General features: G+C 66.1%; 12 protein-coding genes. 4 read left to right on the top strand and 8 right to left on the bottom strand.

All coding sequences use genetic code 11. The annotated features are described in order from the left end of the window. Nucleotides 1–98 precede the first annotated feature (98 nt). The gene (locus AB0J58_RS28445) at nt 99–683 is read left to right on the top strand and encodes a hypothetical protein (RefSeq protein ID WP_364221121.1); all 585 of its coding nucleotides are present in this window, start codon (nt 99–101) and stop codon (nt 681–683) included. 122 nt (nt 684–805) lie between these two features. Here AB0J58_RS28445 and AB0J58_RS28440 read toward each other — a convergent pair whose 3' ends face one another. Then, nucleotides 806–1,177 (bottom strand): hypothetical protein, encoded by a 372-nt coding sequence (locus AB0J58_RS28440; protein WP_364221118.1) that lies wholly within the window; start codon nt 1,175–1,177, stop codon nt 806–808. Between the two features lie 268 nt (nt 1,178–1,445). Then, nucleotides 1,446–1,952, bottom strand: a complete 507-nt coding sequence (locus AB0J58_RS28435) for an ATP-binding protein (RefSeq protein WP_364221115.1) — start codon at nt 1,950–1,952, stop codon at nt 1,446–1,448. A gap of 351 nt (nt 1,953–2,303) precedes the next feature. Here AB0J58_RS28435 and AB0J58_RS28430 point away from each other — a divergent pair, with 351 nt between their 5' ends. After that, nucleotides 2,304–3,197, top strand: coding sequence for a helix-turn-helix transcriptional regulator (locus AB0J58_RS28430; RefSeq protein ID WP_364221112.1), 894 nt, complete (start codon nt 2,304–2,306; stop codon nt 3,195–3,197). Nucleotides 3,198–3,213: 16 nt separating this feature from the next. Next, complete coding sequence (locus tag AB0J58_RS28425; protein ID WP_364221110.1) at nt 3,214–3,423, top strand: DUF397 domain-containing protein; 210 nt, start codon at nt 3,214–3,216, stop codon at nt 3,421–3,423. Between the two features lie 124 nt (nt 3,424–3,547). On the opposite strand, the gene AB0J58_RS28420 is transcribed toward AB0J58_RS28425, so the two are convergent. The 4 genes from AB0J58_RS28420 to AB0J58_RS28405 all read right to left on the bottom strand — a co-directional run bounded on the left by AB0J58_RS28420 (nt 3,548) and on the right by AB0J58_RS28405 (nt 15,204). After that, nucleotides 3,548–5,419, bottom strand: a complete 1,872-nt coding sequence (locus tag AB0J58_RS28420) for a DUF262 domain-containing protein (protein WP_364221107.1) — start codon at nt 5,417–5,419, stop codon at nt 3,548–3,550. A gap of 175 nt (nt 5,420–5,594) precedes the next feature. Continuing rightward, on the bottom strand, nt 5,595–6,500 hold the full coding sequence (locus tag AB0J58_RS28415) for a serine/threonine-protein kinase (RefSeq protein ID WP_364221104.1): 906 nt from the start codon (nt 6,498–6,500) through the stop codon (nt 5,595–5,597). Then, nucleotides 6,497–8,662: a UvrD-helicase domain-containing protein gene (locus AB0J58_RS28410; RefSeq protein WP_364221101.1), complete on the bottom strand. Its 2,166-nt coding sequence runs from the start codon at nt 8,660–8,662 to the stop codon at nt 6,497–6,499. Before AB0J58_RS28410 ends, AB0J58_RS28415 begins: the two co-directional genes overlap by 4 nt. A gap of 2 nt (nt 8,663–8,664) precedes the next feature. Further along, nucleotides 8,665–15,204, bottom strand: coding sequence for a DEAD/DEAH box helicase (locus AB0J58_RS28405; protein WP_364221098.1), 6,540 nt, complete (start codon nt 15,202–15,204; stop codon nt 8,665–8,667). Between the two features lie 125 nt (nt 15,205–15,329). Between AB0J58_RS28405 and AB0J58_RS28400 the strand changes: the two genes are divergently transcribed. Further along, nucleotides 15,330–15,983 carry an NYN domain-containing protein gene (locus tag AB0J58_RS28400; protein ID WP_364221095.1) on the top strand — a complete coding sequence of 218 codons (654 nt, stop codon included), beginning with the start codon at nt 15,330–15,332 and terminating at the stop codon, nt 15,981–15,983. A gap of 583 nt (nt 15,984–16,566) precedes the next feature. Here AB0J58_RS28400 and AB0J58_RS28395 read toward each other — a convergent pair. Beyond that, complete coding sequence (locus AB0J58_RS28395) at nt 16,567–21,894, bottom strand: class I SAM-dependent DNA methyltransferase (protein ID WP_364221092.1); 5,328 nt, start codon at nt 21,892–21,894, stop codon at nt 16,567–16,569. Then, nucleotides 21,891–24,692 carry a DEAD/DEAH box helicase gene (locus AB0J58_RS28390; protein WP_364221089.1) on the bottom strand — a complete coding sequence of 934 codons (2,802 nt, stop codon included), beginning with the start codon at nt 24,690–24,692 and terminating at the stop codon, nt 21,891–21,893. Before AB0J58_RS28390 ends, AB0J58_RS28395 begins: the two co-directional genes overlap by 4 nt. Nucleotides 24,693–24,698 lie beyond the last annotated feature (6 nt).

Below are 24,698 nucleotides of genomic sequence, written 5' to 3'. Positions count from 1 at the left end.
GGGATGGTGAGAACATGTCCGACGCCGATGAATGGAACTCCATACTAATACCTCTGACACCATCGGGCCGTCTTCCGCGTCACGGTCCTCGGAGTGAGGTGGTCTCGGCCATTGCCGAGATGATGGCGCCACGTCGAGCGATGGAGCCTGAACTCATATCCGAGGTGGCGATCGACCAAATGTTGTGGGACGCGATTCAGGAAGATCAAATCAGGGCGCGGCGCAATGTCATCCCACACGGTGAACGGCACATCGCCAGGGCGAGTGACGAGATAGTCCAGGCTCTAGGCACCTCCGACTTCGCCGCCTCTTTACGGGCGTCTGTCATCGATGGCAATCTTTCGCGATCGGTTTACGCAACTTACCTGTATTATCGGGAGGGCGACTGGGTCCCATTGCACGTTGACGACTGGAACATTTTTGAATTCAGCTGCCTGGTCTGCCTGGAACGGACGCGGGGTTCGTCCCGGCCCACGGCCACATACTTCCTACTCGGCAGGGAGAACGTGATGGCGTTGGATCTGAACGTGGGCGAGGCGGTGTGGTTCCACGGCGTGCACATACCTCATGGACGGACCCCGCTGAGTAAGGGCGAGTCCGTCGTGCTGCTCAACCTCGGGTTTTCCAGCAGTGGCACGACCGATCGACTTTATGAGGAGAAAAATCACCATCAAGCCACCTAAATTAGCGCCTGATGTGTATTGAGTGAGAAAGTCGGGGGCATACCGGGCCGAAGATCATAAGCTCCGTCTCGGCGAAGACGGTGACCTGAGCCCCCTTGGCGTGCAGCAGGCGGGCGATCGAGCTACCGATCTCCGGCGTCCTGCTCCCGTCGCGACTCAAAGACCACGGCCTCCACCTGACGTGCTGACAATTCGGGCAACAGCCGGAGTGGGCAGTGACGCCTGGCGCGTTCCGAGCGGCTCGCGGTGCCGTGCAGGCTGACGGCAACCACCGATGCACACTCCAAGGAGGCCACCGCCTGCGCAATGAGCAGCTTGCGTGCGCCTCGCTCCGTCCTCCAGTGAACGGTGGGCGCCTTGCCGTACCGCAAGGCGTCCATCATTGACCTGATCTGGTTGAGTTTCTCCGCTGGCAGGAGGACGGCAGCAAGGACATAAACGCAGTCGTCATCCTGGCGGACACGACAGCTTTCATCGATGAAGGCGAAGAGCACTCACTTAACTTTACGTTACCGAGAGATTTCGAAGCCTCACTCTTTGCTATTGACGTGCGGCCGACGCAGAGAGCGCCGTCCGCCACGGACCCGCTCACCAAAGGAGTGCCCCTGCCAGGAAGGTCCTTGTGTGGATCTCACCGGGCAAACCGACGGACAGAACCTGCTCATCGATCGAGTACGCCACGGTTTCGCGCGCAGTCAGGCCGCGAGCCTGCGGTTCAAACGATCGTGGCTCTCTTCAACCGACACGCTGTCGCCGTACGGCTCAAGCCGGCCGGTGACCTTCCAGAGGCATTCGACCATTCCCTTCCTCGGGGCTGAGCGGCTCTTCGGGGAGTGGCGGTGGGGGCGCCAGGGTGCACCAGACGATCTTGCCGCCGGGGGTTGGGCGGTAGTAGCCCCAGTCGGTGGCGAGGAGGTCGACGAGGTGCAGGCCGCGGCCGTGTTCGTCGTCGGGGGTGGGGTCGCGGACGACCGGGGTGAGCGGGCTGGCGTCCCAGACGCGGAGCACGACGGTCTCGCCCATCCGGTAGAGGTCCATCCAGATCTGGTCCGGGTCGGCGTAGCGGATCGCCTTGGCGGCGTCGGGGCACGCGGCGTGCGCGGTGATCGCGTTGGAGACCAGTTCGGAGGCGATGAGCTGGGCGGTCTCGATCAGGTCGTCCCGGTGCCAGCTCTCCAGTACGCGCCGGACGTGGACCCGGGCGTAGTAGGGCGAGGTCGGGAAGACGGAGAGTTTGAGGTACTGCGTGCTGCTGGTGGCACCGGTCATTTCACCCGCTCCTGGTTGGTACGTCGGGCATAGGACCGGCACCGTTCGCAGCCGGGGACGCCGCGCTTCCCCACGGGGGACGGGGGCACGGTGCCGGTCCTACGGGAAGTACGGCCGGGGAGCGTCGCAGATGTATCGCCGGTCGTACCGCTGAGGCCGGACGGACACCCGGTACGGGGTGGGCCGCCTCGGGAGGGAAGATCGCCCGCCCGGCCGTCTGGGGAAATCATGCGTTTCGCCTTCCAGCGGGGCGCCCGCCTGGAAGGCTTACGGAGAGAGCATGCACCATCACCATAAGTAAATGCAATGCAGGTTCTTACACTGCCCGCATAGTTCAGAGAGGTGCCAAAGATGCAAGAGAAGGATGAGTTGGTGGCAGTTGCACCCCTGCCACGGACCAAGCGTCAACCGCCAACGGTGCGTCTGCGGCGTCTGGCAGCCGAACTGCGCCGCCTCCGCCAGGAGGCCGGGCTGTCCCAGGCCGAGGTGACCGAGAAGACCGACGTCAACCTCGCCACGCTCCACCGGATCGAAACGGCCAAGACCAAGCCGCAGCTCCGGACACTCAACGCCCTGCTCGACGCCTATGGTGTCACCGGCAGCCAGCGCACCGACCTGGTGACGCTACAGAAGGAGGCCAAGCAGCGCGGGTGGTTACACGGCCTCGAAGCAGACCTCCCTGACAAGTACAGCGCCTACATCGGCCTGGAGGCCGAGGCCCAGCAGGCCATCAACTACGAGTCGCTTTTCATCCCCGGTCTGTTGCAGACCGAGGACTATGCGCGGGCGGTGATCCCGGGCGTACTGCCAACCGCCACCGCCGCAGAGGTTGACAGCTTCGTCACCGCCAGGATGCAGCGCCAGGCTCTTCTTGAGCACGAGACTCCTCTGCGGCTGTGGGCAATCATCGACCAAGCCGCTCTACACCGAACGGTCGGCAGCGACGCCATCATGCGTGCCCAGCTCACGCATCTCATTCAGCAGGCTCGACGCCCGCACATCACCGTCCAGGTCATCCCGTTTTCCGCCGGAGCCCATCCGGGAATGCCCGGTAGCTTCATCGTCCTGAAGTTCGACACGGAGGGCTCCGACGTAATTCACATTGACAGCATGGTCGGTGATCTGTTTCTTGAAAAAGAGGCAGATATTCAGCAGTACAACCACATCTGTGAGCATCTTCGTGCGATAGCGCTCAGCCCGGCTGACACGGCCGCGCTACTCACGTCTCTACGCGAAGATCGCTAGAGGAAGGAAGCAAGATATGCAGCAACCTGACCTCTCCGGCGCGCGCTGGCGCAAGAGCAGCCTCAGCGGCAGCGGCCCGAGCTGCGTCGAGATGGCCTTCGTCGGCAACGACGTCGCCGTCCGTGACACCAAAGACCGCGACGGCGGCACCCTCATCTTCAGCCGCACCGAGTGGAACACCTTCATCGGCAACATCAAGAACGGCGGCTTCGACGACCTCGCCTGACCGGCGACACTTCCTCGCTGAGGAAAAAGCCGTTTTCCGGGAAGCGTGACGTCGAATCAAGAGAGACGTGAGCTTCCCGGAAAGCAGCTTTCGACCGGTACTGAGGAGCGATCGGTCCTTACTACTAAACCGAAGGGGCTTCCGGTGACCCGGCCGGGCGCGGCCAGATTCGGACGAGGCGTTCGGCGAGCTCGGTCGAGCGCGCCGTTATGGTCTCCTCGGTCCACGCCTCCTGCTGATCGGCGACGATCTCGGCGTTGAGCTTGAGCGTGGCGTGTCTGAGGAGCAGATCCCGTTTGCCGATGTTCGGCTCTGGATCGGTCAGACCTCGTGCCTGCACCTCGCTATTGGTCCACGGCCGGTTCGAGAGTTTGGGGTTGAGTCGGTCGTTGACCAGGGTCAGGTTGCCCAGGGTCTGGACAAGGTGGTCCCTGCGCTGGCGTGAGGCATGGTCGATCGTGTCTCCACCCCAGTGCTCCCCCCAGTTCTGCGGCATCACATGTTCGATCGTCAGACACCCCCGAGGGCAGTGCTCATGTTCCGACCACTTGCGCCGACGGTTGTCCTCAAGCGCCTCCAGTACCATCCGCAACCGGGCCTGGGTCAGGTCCTTGTAGACCCGCAACCGCTCCATGGCCTGGATGACCTCGTCGTCCGACGGCCAGTAGCCGACGTTGGCGGTGGCACCGGCGAAGAACGCCTCAGTGACATCACCGGCCGCCTCAGGCCCGTTGCGGTCCAGTTCCCGCAGCAGGTCTATGAGGATGCGGTTGTAGTTCTTGGTCGACAACTTGCACAGCATCCGGCGGGTCAGCCAGCTCTCCATCGATGTCAGTGCCTTGAGGCGCTGTGCCGCCGGCATCCGCCCTTCGGGCCATCGCAGAATCCACAGCAGGAAGGGGCCGACGACGGTGGCCTCCATGATGCGGATGACCCGGTAGTAGAACGTCCCCTCCACCGAGTTCCAGGGAAGGTTCTCCAGTTCCTCGTAGACCTGCGCGTCGGCGGCCAGGTCCCGCATGATCTCCCAGGCCTGGAGTTCGGAGAGGCGCACATGGTCTCGGAACTCGCTGAAGACACGGTCCGCGGGCACTTCGCGGAGTCGCTGCATGGTGAGCCAGTGCTGGAGGAAGGTATCGACATAGGGGCGGTAGAGCCGTCCCTGCCGGACGTTCCGCCGCCAGTGATTGGAGTCGAAAGGCTTCCAGTACTGCTGGTACAGGCTTTGGAGGTCCCCCCCTTGGGCCGCGGCCAACTGGAATGCCAGATTCTTGACCAGGTCCGCCGCGAGCAGCGGTGTTCCACGGTGGTTGAGCGTCTCGAAAATGACCTGCGCGTTGTCACCCGGCTCAAGGTCGATCACCACCAGCTTGAGATAGCTCCGCAGCGTATGAGTAAGCGCGGTGATCCGATGCTTGCACTTTTCCGAGTCACCGTCGGGCTCGGCCCATTTGGTCAGCGTGTCGACGAAGAACCGATGGGCCTGAACGATCGTGCTGGTGGCGAGTTCCTCGGGAACATCCCGCTCGTTGTCCATGACGACACGGAACGCGTCCTGATCGCGATCGGTGGGCCAGACCTTGAAGACCTCGTCCGGACTCTCGGTCAGTCCCTCGCGGTTGAGAACCAGCGTCTGAAGCGCTTGGGCATCCCTCGACAGGCCATGTCGTTCGGCCACCAGTTGTGCGGCGTCCAGCAGGATCTGCAGGGTCGTCAGGCGCTGTTGCCCGTCGATGACGTTCCTGATGGTAATGAGCATGGTCTGCGACCACTGCTGTTCCAAGACGATGGCGCCGAGGAAGTGCGGAGGGATCTCCTGTGCGCCGTACGCACTCGATTTTCCTTCCAGGACCTGCTCGGCAACGGCCCGCACATCCTCCCAGAGGGGTTCCCACTGGTCGGCCTTGTTCCATACGTAGGGGCGTTGGAAAAGGGGGATCAGATAGCGGATGTCGCGACCGAAGATCTCAGCAGGAGTATGGGTGTCAGCCTTCATGCGTCCTCAGGGAGCGTCGTTGCGGGGGAACCACCGAGAAGGTTTTCGAACTCGACGAGTCTTACACTTTCAGCCAGGAGTCGCGAGCGGTTCGTCACCATCGCCTACGGATGAAAACTCCTTTCATATGTAGATTTGAAGCGACCCGTTCCTCGGTTCGGGTGCACCATTCACATCACCCGCTGATATTCCGGATGGCCGCTGCGTACATGTGCACCGGGTCGGTGTGGAGTTCCTCGCCGATCAGTCCGGGAAGCGCCGGCAGGTCCTTCACCAGGGGGATCAGACCCTCGAAGACCGTCAGAGCACTCTCGGGACGCTGTTGGGGAGATTTCGCGAGCAGCCGGAGTGTCAGCCCCTCCAGTTCACCGGAGACATCCGGCCGCCCCAGGCCGGGGGGAGGCTCACGCCGACTTCGGTCGATCTCCGTCAACAGGTCCTTCGAGGCGAACGGGCGCGAGCCGGTGAGCAGTTCGTAGAGCAGGCAACCCACCGTGTACAGGTCGCTGGAACGGCTCGCCTCCGCACCGTCCACCAGTTCCGGCGCCATGTAACGGGCCGTGCCGGGGACCTGCCCGGCCTGGGTGATCTGCGAGAACTCCTTGGTTCCCAGCGCGGTTGCCACCCCGAAATCGAGCACTTTGACCGTGCCGTCCGGGCACATCACCAGGTTGCCCGGTTTGATGTCCCGATGGAGCAGGCCGGCGCCGTGGGCCGCGGCCAGGACGGCGCAGACCTGCGCGCCGACGAGGGCCGCCCAGGAGACCGGCAGCGGTGAGCGCTCGGCGATCAGGTCCGCGATCGTGTGGCCTTCGAGGTACTCCATGACCATGAAGAGCTCCCCGTTCTCGCTGCCGAAGTCGTAGACGGCGGGCACGCCGGGGTGTCGCAGGCGGGCGGTGATCCGTGCCTCACGGTAGAAACGGCGGGTGGCCTCGTTCTTCGTGACCAGGTCGTCCTGGTAGATCAGCTTGACCGCGACGGGACGGTTGAGCCGCAGGTCCGATCCCTGCCAGACGGCCCCCATCCCGCCTCGGGCTATGGGGGTGGAGAGCCGATAACGGTCGGCGATCGTCCTCACGGCAGGAATCTGCTCTTCTGACCGTGCCAGGAGATCACCAGGGTGTCCCTGGCCCGGGTGGCGGCGACGAACAGCAGCGAGCGGGCACGTTGCAGCTCCCGTCGGTAACGCAGCGGGTCGGTCTCCCGATACTGGGAGACGTGCCGGGATGGAACCAGCCCTTCCGCCACGCCGACGAGGATCATCCGCTGATACTCCAGGCCCTTGAAACGGTGCATCGTGCCGACGTGGACCGCGTCGTACAACTTCGGCCCGCCCGATCCGATGGCCGCGGCCCTGATCCCCGCCTTACTCAGCCGGCTTTCGACCTCGGCCACCATGCGGCGCTCGGGGACGCAGATCGCGATCGAGGCGGGCGCGACGTCGTCCCACTCCCGGACCTGCTCGACGACGGCGTCAAGTTCGGCGTCCGGGGTGGATGCCGAACGCAGTACGGGACGTGCTCCGTGCAGAACCGACCGGTAGCCGAGCAGGTCGTCGCGGCCGTCGTCGAGGTCGTCCCAGTCCTCGGTGCCGAGCAGTCCCAGTGCCGTGCCGAGGATCTCGTGTGTGGTCCGGTAGCTGAGGGTGAGCTTGGCCGAACGTCCCCGGATGTTGATGCCGAGGCTGCCGAGCGATACGTAGTTGCCGTAGATCCGCTGGTGGGTGTCGCCGACCAGGAAGATGTCGTTCGGCCCCTCGGGAACCATCGCGCGGAGCATCTTCCAGTGGGCACTGCTCAGATCCTGCGCCTCGTCGACGACGACGTGCCGGTAGCGGGGGCGGTGCCAGATCCCCGACTCCCGCTGCAGTTTGACCGAGCTGACCTGGTCGGCCTCGTAGGAGGCCAGCTCCCGGGCGCGCTCGATCTCCAGCCGCGCGGCCCGCTCCGCCACCTGGCGGAAGGTCCACAGCTCCTTCTCGTCGAGCCGTTTGACGTACCGTTCGACGAGCTGCCAGATCGCCGCGCGGTCCTCCCTGCTGATGGGGCGGCCCCGTCCCGCGCGGCGGGCGCGGAAGTAGTCGGCCCGCGAGTGAATCGCCTGGCCGAGGATGACGTGGGACCACTCGGCGTGCAGGAACTCGCCGTCCCACCGGGTCTCCCCCTGCTCCAGCAGCAGTTCGTCCCACTCCTGCAGCGCCCTGGTGTCGTCGATCCAGCGGTGACGCCCGCCGGGCTCGGCTTCCGCGACGATCTGCGTGGCGAGCTTGTCGATGTTGACGATCTCCACCCGCCGGGCCACCTCGGCCCCCGCGAGCTCAAGCAGTCGCTGCTTCAGATCGGCTGCCAGGTTCTTGTTGAACGTGGTGAACAGAACCGCCTTGTCGTCCCCGGGTCCGAGCCGGTCCACCAGGTATCTCACCCGGTGCAGCGCGACGATGGTCTTCCCGGTTCCCGGTCCTCCGCTGATCCGGGCGGGTCCGCTGTAGTCGCGCTCCACCACCTTGTGCTGGGTGGGGTGCAGGAAGACGCGCCAGCGGCCGAAGCTCTCCTCCAACACCTCCTGCAGGGCCGTGTCGTCCGTGGTGACCTGGGTGGCGGGCCTGGCCAGGGCGGCCTGGTAGTCCTCGGCGTCGACCGGTTCGGGCGCGGTGACCGGGGTGGTGATCTGGTCGAGAACCTCGTCGACGCTCTTGCCGTCATGCAGCCCGAGCAGCACCTCCGTGGTGAGCTGCGGCGCGTACTCGGCCAGCCCGAGCAGTTCGTCCTCGGTCGTGATCTTCGCGATCAACCCGAGCAGCGGCTCCGCCACCCCGAGCCCGAGCAGCTGCTCCGCGGTGAAGGCGGCGAACAGCGGTTTCGGCTTCTCGGAGACGGAAGGCTCATGCCGGACCCGCTCCTCGATGGAGACCAGGTCGACGAACTCGATACCACCGGTGACCGGGTTGATCTGGTAGGCGAACCGGTCGAGGTTGTCGTAGACGTCCCTGCGGTTCTTGACCGCCACCAGGATGTAGTCCGCCTCGCCCGCGTGCAGCAGCAGCGCGCGGTACTCCTGGTTGACCCGCGCCGAGTACAGCCGGGGATGCCCCTTGAGCTGCTTGAAGTGCAGACCGGGATTTGCCGGGCTCTTGCGGAACTTGTGCTGGAAGTCGTAGATCGCGCCCTTGACCTCTCTCGGGAGCTTGAGGATCTCCTTGTCCGCCTTGTCGAGCAGCCGCAGCGTTGCCTCACCCTGCATGTTCACCTCGTCCTCTCGCTCTGCCCGCCAAGAACGCGCCCGGCCAGTTCCTCCGGGTCCCAGCCCTTCACATCGCGTACGTCCCACCCGGCCGCCGCGTAGGCGGCGTTCCGCCGGTGCGCCTCGTCGTCGTCTCCGGCCAGCACGATCGCCACCTTGGCCGAGGGCCAGGCCAGCTCCGCCTGCCAGGCCTGCTCGCCCAGCTCGAACCCCACCTCGTTGGAGGCGGGCGCGGGAATCTCCAGCCTGGCCAGTTCACGAGCGAACGCGGCCAGCCCCGATTCTCCGGGGTCGAGCACGTCGTAGATCTTCTCCCAGCGCGGATCCTGCCCCTCGGTGCCGCCTTCCCGCACGATCCGATCGGCCTGCGACGCGGCGGGAAGCCTTGGGAAGGGAACGGTCTCGGTCTGGGAGCTCTCCCGTGGCGGCCGTACGGTATCCGCCGGAACGGTCACCTCGCCCTCGTCGTCTTCGAGGGGCAGCAGGCTCAGCGTGGAGGCGGTCCCCTCTCCTCCGGCCACCGCGAGCAGCGAGGGGTCGAAGGCGTCCAGATCGGTGAGCGCGAGCTGCCCGCCCTCTCCCGACCCCGCGTCCAGGAACTGCAGCAGGTTGCCCCAGTAGAGCCAGGCCGCCCAGCGCCTCTCGTGCCCCTCCCGGTCCGCCTTGATGGTCTCCTTCCGGTCGTCGATCAGCGCGAAGGCGGTCCATCGGTAGCCGTCGCGGCCGTCGAGCACCACGACGAGCGGACAGCCGGCCGCGTCCACGGCGTGCATGGTTATGATCTTCTCGCTGGTCGGAGCCGGAAGGGACGCCCCGCGGAGCGCGGCCGTCACCCGTTCCGGCACACCGCCTGGGCCGGAGCGGCTCTGGCCCCTCGCCAGCCCCATCAGTCCGGCGGCGGCGGCTTCGGCCCGGTGCAACCACAGTTCTGGCCGGGGGTCGCGGAGGAAGGCGAGCAGTGTGTCGACGGGGTTGGCCCACACCGTGCGGACCAGTTCGTCGGGATCCCGGCCGGAGCTGACTTGCTGGTAGATCTGACGTGCTCTGGCCTGCGCGTTGCCCAGGTAGGGAGCACGCGGTGGCTCTCCCTTGACGAAGGGTGCGTGTTCGAGTGCCTCCCAGTCGGCGATGTCGTCCCAGGTGAGTTGGAAGACGACCCGTCCGTCGGCGCGCAGCCTGGCTCGCTTCGCGGCGTCGTCCGCCAGCCTGTTCTTCTCCGGTGAGGCGTGGTAGGCGTAGCCGTCGAGGTAGACTGCGACCTCCAGCGGCACGTCGTCCAACCGCCGGAACAGTACGTCGGGGCGGGTGCCCTTGATGGTGTTCTGCAGGATCATCTGCCAGTGCACGATCGAGCCGTCCGGCCCCTCGATACGCAGGTCCGCGGTCTTCTTGTCGTTCAGCACACCGGCCATGCCCAGCGTGCCCGGCGTGTCCGTGCGGCGGGCCCAGGACTGCAGGCCGCCGAGGAAACGAGCCTCCAGCTCGCTCTCCACCTGGTCCCAGAGTGAGATCGCGTCGGTGGTGGCGACCCGCGCGGGGTCCCAGGTGTCGAGCAGCTCGCGCAGCATGACGAGCGCCTCGGACCGGCTGACCTTGTCGTACTTGGTACCCGACACGTGCGAGAGCAGGCAGCGGTGGCAGGCCGCCTTGCGCAGGTCCTCCTTGCAGGGGCACTCCTCCACGATCCGCAGCGCCGCTTCGAGCACCTCGCGAAATCCCTCCGGTGAGGAGAGACGGTGCAGATATCCGGTACCGCCGGGCAGCGTGTCGTGCAGCACCAGGAAGCGACGACGCCGACCGGTCTCCTGGTCGGGCATGGTGGCGGTGACGACGGCGAGATGGTCAGGGTCGCCCCCGTACCTGGCGGCCACCCCCGCCATCAGCGCGGCCTCGAAGGAGGCCATTCGCTCCTCGATCAGCAGTGTGGCGACCGGTAGCAGAATGCGCAGCGCCTCGGTGCGCAACTCGTGCGCGAGGAGCAACTGGAGGTGCTCGGCGTCCTGCGCCTCGCGCCGGTGAGCACACCAGGGCCGGTGGTGCCTGCGTCCGGGGTCGGCGTACGAGCTCGCGATCAGCGCGTCTTGTTGGGAAGCCACCGGCGGCCCGTCCACGGTCGTGCCGCCACAGGCCGGACAGGTGTGGAAGGGGTTGAGCCGGACGTCCTCCCCGGCGAACCGGTCGGTGGCGGGCCGGTCGTAGCGGGTGGTGCCCAGGTTGAACCGGCGGACGACCGCCTTGCGGGTGAAGTCGAGGCCGAACACCACCTTTTTGTGCCGCCACGATCCGGGCACGATGTCGGCGGGCTCGATGTCCACCGCGACGGCCGTCTCGTAGTAGCGGCTCTGCCGGTCATCGTGGTCGTCGCGGATCTGGGCGTCGTCACGCCGGTCGTGCGAGGTCACCCGGGTCGGGCGCAGCACACCGTACAGGGAGCCCAGTTCGCCGATGTCGCGGCTGTCGCAGCGCGGGCAGGGGCCGGTGTCCTCGGCGGCGAGCGTGGTCCGCACGTAACCGCAGCCGGGGCAGACCCGCCACCGCTCCCAGGCCGGGCGGGACGGGGTGCCGATGTCCAGGCCGGTCACCTCGTGCTGGTAGCCGCGCATGTAGAAGGAGTTGCCGGGGGCCAGCTCGGTGAGCGCCAGCCGGGCCGGGCGCTGGTACTCCCGTACCTCACCGTGGTAGCGCCTGCCTCCCTCGATCTCCTCCTCCCAGGTGATCGTCGCCTCCAGGGTGGTGGTCGAGTCGATCAGGGAGTAGTTCGGCAGCAGCCCGAGTTCGACGAGCGCCCCCTGGGCGTTCTCCCGGCCGAGCTCGCCGATGCGCTTGGCCACCGCCCGCCGCTCGGCGGTCAGCGCCCGCTTCTGGGCGCGCTGAACGGGGTCGGACTCCACCAGCGCCTCGATCGCGGTGTCGATGACACCGATTCGCTCCCGCAGGTCGGCAAGGCGCTGCCGCCACGACTCGGTCGCCTCCGCCACGACCCGGGCCAGGCCCTCGGTGGCGAACCCGCGCAGGTCGGCGACCGCCTCGGGGGTCAGCACCGTGCCGAACAGGTCGAGGAACCCCTGCACCGCCGTGTCGCCCGCCGCGAGGGCCGCGGTGGTGAACCCGGCCAGCCAGCCCGTCTCGCCGAACAGCGCCGAGGCCAACCTGGGCAGCGGCAGCACACCGTCGAGCCCTCCCCTGGCGCACAGGTCGACCAGGTGGGCGGTGTACTGACGGTGCAGGATCTCCACGGCCGACAGGTAGCTGCCGGGCGGCACGATCTCACCGTCGATCATGTCGCGCGGCTCGTTGAGGAAGTAGAGGTCGCGCGGAGACCGGCCGACCATGGTGACCAGGAACGCGTTGCCGCTGCGGCGGCCCGCACGACCGGCCCGCTGCACGTAGTTCGCCGGGCCCGGCGGCAGCGAGGCGAGGATCACCGCCGACAGGTCGCCGATGTCGATGCCCAGCTCCAGGGTGGGCGTGCAGGCGAGCACGTTCGGGTCGCTGTAGCGGTCGCCGTCGCGGAAGCGCTGCTCGACCTGCTCGCGCTGGCTTCGGGTCAGCGCGCCGGTGTGCTCGGCGGTGACCACCCGGAACGCGCCCTCGCCGCCCTGGGCGAGGTAGAGCCGCCGGTAGTAGTCGAGCTGGTAGTTCTGACTGCCCCGGTTGGTCAGGTGACCGCCGCAGCGGTAGCGCGGGCAGGGCTGGCCGTACCAGTTGTCGAAGATCTCGGGGTGGACGGTCTGCTCCCAGGCACACCGGTCACAGCCGATCCCGGCATCGTTGACCTGGGCCTTCTCCAGCAGACGGACCTGGATGTGCCCCGGCTGCAGCCCGTACACCCTGGTCGCGCCGTCATCGGCCGGCCGTACGGAGATCACGCCCTCGCCGGCCAGCATCGGCAGCAGCCGGGAGAGATAGAGACCGGCCATGCCTCGTTCGAGGCCGAGGCAGCGGGTGGTCCAGTCCTGGTACCAGCCCTGGTCGGCGTCGATCCGGTCGAACTCCGACTTCCGCTTCTGCCGGTCGAGCAGGAACGTCGGCGCGGACAGCCCCCTGGGGAACGCGGGCATCCCCTCCGGACGCCTGCCCCAGATCGCGTTGTACCTGTTGCTTCCAGCATTTCCGAGCCATTTGTCCAGCCACACGTGCTTGATCGCGCCGCGGTAGCGCAGCCGTTCCAGCAGACCCCGGACGTAGACGAGATAGCGGTCCTCGGAGGCGAGCTCGATCATCCCGGGCATGCCGGTGTGCACATCGCGCGCCAGAGTGGCGATCTTCACCGGATCGCCCAGCACCACCTCGGCCGCCGCCGTACGGGTCAGCTCCAGCGTGCGGCCCTGCCGGGAGCGCAGGCCGAGTTCCATGATGGTGGCGAACGCCAGCCGCTCGCCGATGAGATCCCACGCCTGCGGGGACCCGGCGGTCTCCCGCGCCAGGATCGCGTCGATCTCCGGCCGGTCGTGCAGGTCGGGCGGGACCACCGAGGGCAGTACATCCTCCGCGCTCGCCACCGCGGCCAGGTCCGCGACCAGGTCGTTGAGCAGGATCGGCGTGCCGGGGTCGAGCCGGGCGGTCAGCAGCCGCCGCAGCGAGAAGGCGTACGACCGGTTGGCCACGAAACCGGCCCGGTGGGCGGCGTCCTGCACCGAGTCGTTGAAGAGCAGCGTCTTGCGCTGCTTGGCCGCCAGCTGGTTGCCCGCGAAGAGCTGGGTGACGGTCACCGCGGCCAGCGAGGCCAGGCCGGCACCGAGGAAGCGGATGCCCTGGTCCATCCCGCAGGCCGGACAGCGGTCCTGCTCGGCGGCGTTGTTCGCCTCGGACTTGGTGTCCAGGTTGGTGAGGACGAAGACGATGTCGCCCTCGTCGTACCGGTCCTTCGTCGGATCGACGGGGCGGACCCGCTCGCCGTCCAGGATCGCCAGCTCCCGTACCTGCCCCTCGACCTCGCCCCGGGTGGCCATGATCAGCGGACGGACACGCTTCTTCTCCGGCCCGACGGCGGCGCGGTAGATCTTCTCCGGGCTGGTGACCAGCTCCGCCGGGTCCCGCTCCGGTGAGTAGGCGGCCCAGCCCGACCGTCCACAGTGGCGGCAGTAGACCGAGGGCAGCAGGGTCTTGCCCATCACGTCGAACGTCGAGTCGGCGTCCAGCACGGCCGACTCGCCGATCCAGGCGAAGGCCGAGGTGTGGCTGACCAGCCGGAGCAGCCGGGAGACGGCCCGCACCCAGATATGGGTCTCGATGTGCAGGAACGGCCGCTTGGAGTCCTCCGGGCCTTCCGGGCTCTCCGGGTCGCGGGCGTAGGAGAGCAGCGCCACGAACCGGGCCAGCGCGGTGGCCGCCTGGGTGGGTGACTGACGGATGGCCGCACCCCAGTTGTAGGCGCCCCGGCGCGGCAGCAGTTCGAGCATCTCGGCCGGCGTCGCCGGGCCACCGCTGAGCAGGTCGAGCACCGCCTGGGTGAGGATGTGCTGTCGCAGCACCCCGCCCAGCTCCTGCGAGCTGAGTCCGCTCTTCCCGGTGACGGCCTGGCTGATCAGCTCCATGGCGGCCGGGTTCCTGAGCGGGTCGGGGAGAGCGGCCAGCTCCTGCACCTCGGGCAACGGCAGCGTGACGTCGATATCGCCGACGAACTCCTCGGCGGTGAGCCGGTCCTCCCCGACGACGGCGTCCTCGCCGAACGGGGTGCCAAAGACCTGCTCGGCGACCTCCCTGATGACCGTGCTGTCGCCACCCTCGCCGAGGGTGGCGGAGGTGGCGACCGGGCAGATGTCGCCGAGCGGCCTGCCGGGCCGGGAGTGCCCGGTGGCCGAGGCGAGCCGCCGCAGCAGCATCGCGACGTCGGTGCCCTGCGCGCCGTCGTAGGTGTGGAACTCGTCGACCACCACGTACGCTGGCTCGGCGTCCTCCCAGAGCGGCAGGTCGTCGGAGCGCTGGAGCAGCAGGTCGAGCATCTTGTAGTTGGTGATCAGGATGTCCGGCGGGTTCCTGCGGATCTCCGCCCGCCGGGTCATCACCTTCGGATAGCCGACCTCGGGGGTGTCACCGATGTAGAGCCCGGCGGTCACCTCGTGCAGGCCGGGCTGCTGGAGGTAGTCGTTGAGCCGGTGCGCCTGGTCGGTGGCGAGCGCGTTCATCGGGTAGAGCAGCACCGCCTTCACCCCGCGCCTGCCGCTCGCCTTCCGCCGCCGGCAGTGGTCGAGCACCGGGATCAGGAACGACTCGGTCTTGCCCGAGCCGGTCCCGGTGGTGATCAGCGTCGGCTCGGCGGCCTTGTTCAGCGTGCTGAGCCGCCGGAACGCCTGCGCCTGATGCCGGTACGGTGTCCAGCCACCGGGCGGCACCCACTCCAGATGGTCCTTCCACCCCGCGTCTGCGGCGCGGAACGGGGTGCGGATCCGCAGGTAAGGGCCACGGAAGATGCCCTGCTCGGGGTGGTTGAGAAACCGCTCCAGCGCGTCGCGGACCGGCTTCTCCGCGAGCGCGAAGGTGGTCGTGAGGTACTGCGTCAGGCTCCGCTGTAACTCGTCAGCGGCCAACGTCGGCTTCACACCATCTCCCCATGAAGTCGTCCAGATGAAGCCGCCCGGCCCCCGCCGGGCCTCGTCCGCGCCCACGCCCGCGTAGCGCACGAAACTCGCGCCACTTTAACTTTGCGTGACGATATATTCACTCTATGTTGACGAACGTCTACGTTGACGGATTCAACCTCTTCTACGGTCGCCTCAAGGGCAGCCCGTACAAGTGGCTGGACCTCGACGCCTTCACCCGGCGGCTGCTGCCAGAGCACGAGATCCATCGCATCCGCTATTTCACCGCCAATGTCATTGCATGGCCGAGCGATCCCGACAAACCGAACCGGCAGGACTTCTATCTCAGAGCCCTCTCCACGATTCCGCATCTCAGCATCCACCTCGGACGTTTCCAGGTCAGCAATGTCCGGATGCCTCTCGCCCACCCTTCCCCCGACGGGCCGAGAACGGTGGAGGTGATCAAGGTCGAGGAGAAGGGGACAGATGTCAACATCGGGGCCTACCTGCTCTCCGACGCCCTCAGCGGTGACTGCGAATCCAGCGTCGTGATCAGCAACGACGCCGATCTCGCGGAACCCATCCGGATGGTCTGCCATGACCATGGCCAGCCGGTGGGCATCTTCAACCCCAGACGACGCTCCATGGGCAGCTGGCAACTGCAGCAGATCCCGCCGACCTTCTTTCGCCAGATCAGGACGAGCGCCTTCGATGCCTGTCAGTTTCCTGAGAAGCTTTGGGATCACGAGGGAGACATCCAGCGGCCCGCATCGTGGCACCCGGACCTCTGGCGAAAATGAGTGAGGCCCCGTCCAGTGGGCGGGGCCTTCAACCACCGGCACGTGTCCGGCGGCGTGGTTGAGACCAGTAAACCGGCCCACCTCCGTGTCTGTCAACTCACTCGGAGTAACAGCGACACCCGCCCGCCCAGCACACGTCGGGGAAGACAACGCGAAGGCCGGGCACCCGATTCCATCGGGAAGCCCGGCCTCACTTCCGCACTCACCGGGAGTACGGCATGGCCAGTGTGCGTCACGCGAGGTGACCGGGCAACCGGTTTCGGATCGACCCGCGGACCGAGCCACCGAGCGCCTCACGGTACGGCCCCGGAGTCATGCCGGAGTGCACGAGCAATCTGGGACACGACGGCCGAGGAATGCCTCTCGCAGGCCGGCTGCGAACCCGCATGACCTGATGAGACGCGAAAGCCGAGCCACCACCTGCGGAGGTTAACCCGGCTCCACTTCACGACCCCGAGTGAGCCATGCAGAACCCACCGTAGTTGCGCCAGCGATCCCGTCAAGCGACTTCCGCAGCCGGAACCACTCTGCGGTACCGCCGAGAAGACCACTTCTTGACCGACTGCCGAGCTTGCGGGTCTCGTCACGCGGTGCCCTCGCCCTCAGGTGCGGCGGACGCCTGCCAGCCGGACTGACGGAGGCGCTCAGAGAAGACGGCGTGGGCTTGGCGATACTCGGCTTCCCGGTCGGCCTTGTAGAAGGGGGCGGTGTAGCCGTCGGGGACGGGGCCGTTGACCTCGGGGTCGAGATGGGCCATGAGCTGTTTAAATTGCTCCTTTGTCTGCCCATGCCCGAAAGTGTTGAAGTTACCCGCGATCTTCCGGCCGTTCGAATCAAACCACATCTCGTTCTCATAGTTGGACAGCACACCGTAACGGGAACGGTATGCAGCGATTAATTCCTCTACACCAATACCCAACCAAACAGCAACAAGCGCATCGATTTCAACAAGAGCAGCACGACGTTCGGCTTCCGAGCGCAAAGGGGTTTCCCGAGCCCACTTGGAAGCGACATTTTCGAGAGGCGCCAATCCCGGCCAACCAACAGCCCATTTCTCATTGGAGACCCATGTCGGATCGTATAATTTCTCCCAAAGCGGAGCATAAACCTCTACGAGACAGTTTAATCGCAGCGTACGTAGAAGAAGTGCTTCTGCGAGAGGATGGAGTACGTCGACCGCCGGCATTACATGGACCTCGGCAACACGTAGGTGTGAACGCCCCGTGATTCGCAGCATATAATCCAACGGGAGCGCAGCCCAGAAACCAGCAACCAGCACGGTATCCCTGAAACTGGGAAATGCCATCGTATTAACGGCATCCACATGTGCGGGACCAGGAGGCATTACGGCTGCAAACAAGCTCCGTTCACCGTTATCGGCAATCATGACACGCCAGGCAAGGCGATAGAATTCCGTATAGGGGCGCGTCGCTAACCGCTCAAGTAGCCGCCGATAATCCTCGCTGCCCAGATTTATCACATCGTGGGTGTCGACACTCTTGTCGGACAACACCCCTATCAAATCTATTTCATCGCGAAATTTTTTCAGCAATTCCTCACGAGAGAATTTTTGCAACCTCTTCAAGCGCTCAAAATCGAGCCAATGACTTTGCTTCTGCAAGTATCGACCCCAGTCACAAGATCGTCGATACTTAGTGGTCGGCACCGCATCTACCGGCAATTGATTCAGATTCACAGCCTTATCGGCATTGCCCATTTTTGGCGGCTGCTTGGCAAGCGGGGTTCCAACCCCGAAATGGGGCCCCTGAAGAACAATCTCTTTCCATTCTCCAGGAGCACTCAACCGTTCTACGATATATCCATTCACTCGATCAGTCTTCTCGTTATATCCGGAACTGGTCTGGAAATACGAACCGCCGAGGCGATTACCAATCCGGGTCAAGGCAGCCATTGCCTCTTGTTCCGCGATGCTCACAGAGTGAACGAGTTGCGTTTCGCCAACAGGATCACTCGTCCTACCAAGAAGCTCCTGCCATCGCTTCAGGGTATCAACGGTAACATGAATTACCCTGCCCTTGTGAGGTCGCCGATCCCATGTCCCTCTATACTTAATCCCCGGAAAATCTCCGCACCCATTATGAGCGAGCGACTCTGGAAGCACATTCGCCCCATAGAGATAGCTCGCATTGAGGAAGCTTATCTCCCGAGGTCGCCCATAAATATGAACGCCAAATTCCAAAGTACGACTAATCGGGCTAGCAAATGCCCAGTTTCCGCCATTTATAAAACTTCCATGGATACGCAAATGCTTGTATGCGGCAGATCGAATTGATCCTACCCCAACGCCTTCGAGATGAGTGTCCGGATGAAGGAGGCCCGAGGTTCCCGAAGCGCCAAGGTGCGCCCAAACCTGACACATAAACGCTCGGTACAGGTCAGGCCGTGTACCCGCTAGCAGCGGATAAAAAGCCGGGGATGCAAGCACATTCGCGATTGCCATATTATTGACATATTCATACAAGAAAAATTTGCGCGCATCCCAGTTCGCGAGCAGATTCGTTTTACGATGCTCCCAAATCTCTATAGACGGCTCGTCAATGAGCTTGAACCATGGATCCCGTTCAGCAAGTACCGCTGTTTCATTCCAGTCGGGACGCACCCAAGGAGGGTTACCAACTTGAAGGTCAAATCCACCTCTGTCAAAAACCTGAGCGAATTGTAGCTCCCAGTGGAAAAATCCCTGCTGCTCGGCAATGTCATCGACGACCTGAACCCAAGGAAAGCGCTCAGCAGTTTTGGCGGGGGACTCCATGCGCATCCAGAAGACGATGTCGTCCTCGTGGTGTTCCACCTCGTCCAGCGTGGTGAAGACCGTGGTCAGCCCCTTGCGCTGCTCGGTGTCGCCGTGGTCGATGTCCACCCGGCCCAGCATGGCCTCGGCGAAGTCGAGCCAGTCGTCGAGGTCGGCCAGGGGGATCACCTGGCGGAGGGGCGCGAGGGACGGGCGCTTGGGGGCAGGCTTCGGGCGGGCGGCCCTGGCCTCCTTGAGCTCGTGGGCCATGCTGTCCAGGTCGAGTTGCTCGTCGCCCATGCCGAAGAGCGCTTCCTGCTTGCGGACGCGGAAGCCGATCGTCTCCTCGGCCGCAGGGAACAGTCCGGCCGCGGGAAGTGTCTCGGCCGACGGAGACGCCTCATGGGCCGTCTCGGGGGAACCGGCCGTCGCGGTGGGGCGTACCGGCTCAGCAGAAAGGATGGGCGGGGCGAGCCTGGTGTAGACGTCGTCGGAGCCGTCCAGCAGCCCCGTGCGGTCCAGCGGCCAGAACCACAGGGCACACCAGGCGTCCATCACCTTCTTCAGCCGCCAGTACGGCGTGCCGGGGGCGATCAGGTCGCCGAGGACCTTCTCCCTGGTGACGGCGTTAGCAGGCTGATCGATCCAGTCCGCGCCCCAGACGTCGATCTTGCGGCTGATCTCGCGCTCGGAGATGGTCAGTCGCTGGACGACCAGGTCCCAGAGGTATTCGGCCCGGCCGGACAGGGCCTGGAGGCGCTGGAGCTGGGTGAGCTTCTGCCCCTGCTTCTTTTTGTCGGAGACCTTGGCGCGCATCTTCTTGCGCCAGTCGGCCAGCTTCTTGGCCTCGACCGGAGCCAGCTCGCGGGCCTCCTTGGCACCGGCGACCGCGCCCCAGCCCTCGGCGGGCAGCAGGAAGTGGTGGACCTTCCCCGGCGGAAGCTTCCCCGCCGAGAACGGCAGGTCCTCGGGAGCCTCCTTCAGCCAGGAACCCTTGGTCAACCGCGCGGCGTCGTACACCCGGCGGCCCGCGCCGATCAGGGAGTTGCCGTGGCGCAGGTGCAGGCCGAACCAGGGGGCCTGCAGCCCGGGGTGCATGACGTTGAGCCAGACGGAGACCTCGGCCAGCTCGATGGCGGTCTCGTTGAGGTCGACACCGTAGGAGTTGTGCAGCGCGACGTAGGCCTTGACCCGCTGCAGTTCCTCCTCGTACCGCTCCGGATCGACCGAGACGCCGAGTTCCTGCTGACGGCGGCGCAGATACTCGGCCGACACCTGGTTGATGGCCTCGTTGAGGAAGGCACCAGAGCCGAGGGCCGGCTCGCAGATCTTCCACTGCAGGATCTCGCGGGCCGGGGTGACCGTGCCGTCCTGGTCGAGGCGGTGTTTCAGAGCGAGTTCGACGGTGACCTGGGTCAGCGACTCGGGCGTGTAGTAGGAAGCGCTGGTCTCCCGGTCGCGACCGGCGAGCCGGTAGACGAACGAGCCCTTGACGTACCTCACGTACTCCTCGGTCTTGTGGCCGTCTTCGTCCACCCGGCGGACGAAGACGTCCTCCGGATAGTCCGGCACCTTCGAGGCGGGAATCGTCCAGGTGCCGCCGTGGGAGTCGCCGTTCTTGGCGACCTCGTACAGCTCCTCGGTGGAGATGAAGCCGGTGTAGGACATCAGGCCCTCGTACACCGCACCGAGCTGGTTGATGCCGAGCTGGGCGTAGGAGATGAAGCCGCCCCGCTCCTTGCGCCGCCCCTTGGTGAGCATGAGTGCCTGGAGCACCCGATGCAGCGTCGCGTTCCTGAGCCGGGTGTCGATCTTCGGCGCGGTCGGGTCGTCCTCGTCGTAGCCGGGCACGGTCAGCGCGGCACGGCCGATCAGCCTGGTCTTCTCCGGGTTGAACAGGTCGGCACGGAGCGGCTCGAACCGCAGGCTCTCCCGCGTGGAAGCCGCCGGCCCCGCAGAGCCCGGTGAACCGTCAGAGCCCCCGGGCTTCGGGTTGTCTCCGTTGACCAGGCGGAACAGCAGGTCGAGCGACTCGTACAGGTGGAAGGAGTTCCGCGCCTCCTCGCCGGTCAGGTCGCGGACCACCAGGTCGCCCAGCCGGGACAGGCTGTAGCCCCGGCCGTAGTCCTCGTCGTCGGTCGGCAGGATGCCCAGCTCCGGGCGGGCCTCGGCGTACAGCAGGAACAGGATCCGGTAGAGGTAGCGCAGTGCCTCCTTACCCAGTTCCTTGGCCAGCGCGCCCGGCTCCATGATGTCCTCGGGCCGCACCGCGCGGACGGTGCCGTCCTCAAGGCGCATCTCGGCCTGGCGGATCCGGTTGAGCACCTCGTTGGCGATCAGTTCAACGGAGTCCTTCAGCCCCTTGCGAAGATCAGCGGAAACGCCGACCGCGTGGTTGCGGGAGTTCGTGAGCAGCTCGGCCAGCGGCTCGGAGCCGCCCTCCTCCGGTGGCAACAGCGAGTCGGCACCGAACAGCGCGGCGATGACCTCCAGCTCGGCCGGGTTGTTCCGGCCCAGTGCCACATCGAGGCTGACGGCCAGGTAGCGGCCCTCGCCCCAGGTGGCCCGGTCGGCGAGGACCGCCACGCCACCGGCGAGGATCAGCACATAGCGCGGCGGGACGTCGGCGGCGAACAGCCAGGACGCCAGCTTGGTGCCCGAGGCCAGCTGCTCGCCGCCGTCCAGCCGGATCGGGGCCGCCAGCAGGCCCGCCCGGTCGCCGTCGAGGGCGGCGTCCACGTCGGCGGCCCAGCCGCACTCGACGGCGACCAGGTGCTGGTCGGCGTACGCCACCGGGACGGCGTACTCCCGGCCCGCCCGCTCCACGGTCAGCTCGCGCGGCTGCGCGGCGAACCCGAGCGCGCGCAGCACGTCGCCGTGCAGCTCGGCCAGCGCCTTGCGCCACTCGGCCCTGTCGTCGGGACCGATGAGCTCGCCCTCGCGCAGCCGCGCGTCGACGTCGGCGAAGAACGGGCGGTCGGCGAAGTACTGCTTGCGCAGCTCGCGCAGACCCCGGCGCGGTGTGATGCGGTCGGCCTTCTCGTCCTCGCTCCAGCGGGCGAGCAGGCCACCGGACTTCTTCAGGTCCTTGGGCAGCACCTCGGCCAGGTAGTGCGCCGAGAAGTAGTCGCCGCGGTTGACTATCGAGTCGAAGCTCATCGCTGCCCGTCCTGCCTGGTCACGGCCGAGTCCGGCATGGGAATCAGTACGGCGAGAACACGGAGCAGCGGTTCGCCGGTGGTCTGCAGGGAGTCGAGGAGCTGCTCCTGCTCGGTGACGGTCTGGTGCACGTCGGCCTCCCTGCGGCCACGCTGCGAGACGTGCACACCGTCGAGCGTCAGCTGCTGCCAGTCGGAGAGCCGAGCGCGGTAGGTGTCCAGTGGTGCGACCACCTCCGCGTCGTAGCGGGCGCGGCGCTTCTCCAGGTGGGTGCGCGCGACCTCGACGGCGGGCTTCACCAGCTGCTGGAGCGGCCCGAGATCCAGCTGCCGGCCCGTGTTGATCATCCTGGGTCCGACCTTGGCCACCTTGAGGACCTCGACCATCTCCTCGTCCCGTACGGAGAGTGCCTCGGGCGGTCCGCCGACCGCCATCCACTCCACGACCGTGGGCCGGCCACGCCTGTTGGAGTAGATGCCCTGGATGAGGAAGACGGGCTCGTCCACCTCGGCGGTGATGACCAGGGCCTTCTTGCGGCCGAGCCGGACGAGGACCTTGTCGGTCAGCCAGTCGACCATCGGATGCAGGTCGGACAGGTAGGCGATCTCCGGCCACATGGTCTTGGTCCTGCGGGCCTCGTCGAGCTTACGCTGGGCGAGCGTACGGCTGAAGGTGACCTTCATCCGCTTCCTGACGTCATGGGTGCGCAGGTAGGAGGAGGGCAGCACGGAGAGCCGGTGGATCAGGTCCTTCGGCGGTTCGAAGGCGAGCATCTCGCCGTCGTCCTCCATACCGTCGAGAAGCTTGAGCGTCCTGATGGACTCGTGGGCGAACTCCTCGGTGCTGTCGAAGAGCTGCGGCACCTTCGCCCTCGGCGATTCGGGGGGCAGCGCGTTCTCCGGGCTCTTCTCCTCGTTGAAGAAGTCGGCGAGGAAGTCGTCGGCCGCGTGCGACTCCAGTGACTCCTCCACGCTCTTGCCGTCGAGCAGGTCCTGGATGAGACGGCGCTCCTCGCGCTCGGCGCGGTACTCACCGGTGACGGCCTCGGCGGTGCCCAGGCTCTGGTGGGCCGCCGACTCCTTGGTCAGCAGCTTCTCGGCCACGGTCCGGTCGTCCTTGGCCCCCTCGACGTCGGAGGTCAGGATCAGCGCGGTGAACTTCGGCTGGTGTTCCTGGCCGTAACGGTCGATACGGCCGTTGCGCTGCTCGATCCGGATCAGGCTCCACGGCACGTCATAGTGGATCATCTGGTGGCACTGCCGGTGCAGGTTGACGCCCTCGGAAGCGACGTCACCGGTGAACAGGATGCGCACCTTGCTGTCGGAGAGCGAGAACCGCTCGACGATCTCCTGCTGCTGGGTGTCGGAGAAGCCGCCGTGCATGACGGCGATCGCGTCGTCCTTCAGCCCCAGCCGCGCCGGAACGGTCTTCCGCAGCCACTCCAGGGTGGGCACGCTCTCGGAGAAGACCACGACCCGGGTCTCGCTGCGCGGGCCGACGCCGATCTCCTTCAACCGGGCGACCAGGGTGGCGAGCTTGGCCGAGTCGTCGTCGGCCATCCGCGCCGTGAGATCGCGCAGGGTCTTCAGCGCCTCGATCTCGCGGGGCTCCTTGGTGTTCTTCAACCGCTTGCTCACCGTGCCGGCCAGGGCGACGTGCGAGGAGAGGAAGGACTTGAGCAGGGTGTAGGGGAAGAGCCGGTTCTTCGCATCGACCACCGGCCCACCGGCTCGCCGGTCTCCGGCCAGCCAGACCTGGGTGAGCTCCTCGAAGATCTTCTCTTCGGCGCCGGTCGCCGGGCAGTGGACCGGGACCGAGGGACCCCGATCGGGCCACTTGCTGCCCATCTGGTCGCGTACCTCAGGGTTGATCTTCGTACGGCGCAGGTAGAGGTGATCGATGTCGCGCGCCGAGTAGCGGGTGTCGTCGGCGATCGCGGCAGGGTCGAGCATCCGGATCAGCTCGGCGAAGGACTTCGGATCGCCGTTGTGCGGGGTGGCGCTGGCCAGCAGCAGCGCGTCGGTGTTGCGGGCCAGCAGCTTGGCCAGCCGGTTGCGGAAGCTGTTCTCGCCGATCAGGTTGTGCGACTCGTCGATGACGACCGCGTCCCAGTGCATCTTCTCCAGGTGCTGACCGTACTTGCCCTGGTTCTTGAGGGTGTCGATCGAGACGATGATCCGCTTGTAGTAGGTGAACGGGTTGCGACCGGCCGGGATCTGCCGCTGGATGCGCTCGATGCCAACCGAGTCGAGGCGGATCAGTGGGATGGAGAACCGGGTCCACAGCTCGTGCTGGAACTGCTCAAGCACCTGCTGCGGGGTGACCACGAGAATCCGTTCGCCCCGGCCACGGCGGATCAGCTCGGCCAGAATGAGGCCGATCTCCAGCGTCTTGCCCAGGCCGACCACGTCGGCGAGCAGGATGCGCGGCCGGAGTCCCCTCAGCGCCAGCTCGGCCGGGCGCCGCTGGTAGGGCAGCGGGTCGAGCAGGAAACGGTCGGACAGCGCGAGGCCCTTCTCCGTCTGGGGCAGTGGCGTCCTGCGCAGGACCGCCTCCAGGAAGAGACGGCTCTTGGCGAACCTAGGCGTCTCGTCCTGCTCCAGGATCGTGTCCTCGGGACGCATCAGCTCGACGGTGTCGAACTCGGTGAAGAACACCGCGTCCTCGTCGCGGACGAACTCCGACGCGCCGATCGCGGTGATCCGTTGCCCCGCACCTCTGGTCTCGCAGGTGCGGACGATCCACTCGGCGTCGCGGACCTCGATCCGGGCACCTGGCGGATACTGGGTCTCGGTCACGGCTCT

The organism is Streptosporangium sp. NPDC049644, from assembly GCF_040675205.1.
GTDB lineage: Bacteria > Actinomycetota > Actinomycetes > Streptosporangiales > Streptosporangiaceae > Streptosporangium > Streptosporangium fukuiense.
Note: the sequence above shows the minus strand (reverse complement) of the source record. Positions and strands in the feature narration are given on the sequence as shown.

What these genes read in the sequence shown, in the direction of transcription:
- AB0J58_RS28425 (WP_364221110.1), top strand. Translation starts at nt 3,214, where the DNA reads ATGCAGCAACCTGACCTCTCCGGCGCGCGCTGGCGCAAGAGCAGCCTC.
- AB0J58_RS28400 (WP_364221095.1), top strand. Translation starts at nt 15,330, where the DNA reads ATGTTGACGAACGTCTACGTTGACGGATTCAACCTCTTCTACGGTCGC.
- AB0J58_RS28420 (WP_364221107.1), bottom strand. Translation starts at nt 5,419, where the DNA reads ATGAAGGCTGACACCCATACTCCTGCTGAGATCTTCGGTCGCGACATC.
- AB0J58_RS28395 (WP_364221092.1), bottom strand. Translation starts at nt 21,894, where the DNA reads ATGAGCTTCGACTCGATAGTCAACCGCGGCGACTACTTCTCGGCGCAC.
- AB0J58_RS28430 (WP_364221112.1), top strand. Translation starts at nt 2,304, where the DNA reads ATGCAAGAGAAGGATGAGTTGGTGGCAGTTGCACCCCTGCCACGGACC.
- AB0J58_RS28435 (WP_364221115.1), bottom strand. Translation starts at nt 1,952, where the DNA reads ATGACCGGTGCCACCAGCAGCACGCAGTACCTCAAACTCTCCGTCTTC.
- AB0J58_RS28410 (WP_364221101.1), bottom strand. Translation starts at nt 8,662, where the DNA reads ATGCAGGGTGAGGCAACGCTGCGGCTGCTCGACAAGGCGGACAAGGAG.